This is a genomic window from Burkholderia sp. BCC1640, from assembly GCF_902833125.1.
GTDB classification, from domain to species: domain Bacteria; phylum Pseudomonadota; class Gammaproteobacteria; order Burkholderiales; family Burkholderiaceae; genus Burkholderia; species Burkholderia diffusa.
The window spans coordinates 1-594 of record NZ_CADFEF010000124.1; the positions used below are offsets into that span (position 1 = coordinate 1).

At 67.5% G+C, this 594-nt stretch carries 1 protein-coding gene and 1 pseudogene; one reads left to right on the forward strand and one right to left on the reverse strand.

Going from position 1 to position 594, the window contains the following annotated elements; translation table 11 throughout:
- Positions 1-325, forward strand: a 325-nt coding sequence (locus tag HWX25_RS32795) for a nitroreductase family protein (protein WP_175912743.1), incomplete at its 5' end; no start/stop codon positions are given.
- 37 nt (positions 326-362) lie between these two features.
- Here HWX25_RS32795 and HWX25_RS32800 read toward each other — a convergent pair.
- A pseudogene (locus tag HWX25_RS32800) lies at positions 363-594 on the reverse strand (hypothetical protein); the annotation flags it as partial.

Here is a 594-nt window from a genome sequence, read left to right on the forward strand (position 1 = left end):
GACGCTGGAGAATTTTCGATTGTTCGGCGCCCCGCATGTCGCCGTGATCACCACCGACGAGGCGCTCGGCGTCTATGGCGCGGTGGATTGCGGCTGCTACGTGAGCAATTTCATCCTGGCCGCGCAGGCCTGCGGCGTGGCAAGCATTCCCCAGGCCGCGCTGTCCTCGTATGCGAAGCGGGTCCGCCAGGAACTGGGCCAGGGCGAGGAACGGCGAATGGTGTGCGCCATCTCCTTCGGCTACGCCGACGAAACGCATCCGGCCAACTCGTATCGCACCACGCGCGCGCCGCTCGAGGACGCGGTCAACTGGGTCGGCGAATAGACAGGGCACCACCCTGGAATAACCGGCTCTCGCGGCCCTAGCGCGCGGAAAACGCCTCGAACGCCTGTTCGAGCGCGCGATGCGCGTCCTCGTCGACGATCGCATCGTGCGCCATCATCACGCGCGTGAACGGCAAGGCGAGGATCCGATCCGCGCTCGCGCGCGCCGCCCGGCGATCCTTGACCACCATGCGAACCGTTCGCGGCACGGCCAGGCGCTTGCGCACACCCGTCATCGAGGCGAAGGCACTGGCCGCGAACCTCAGCTCG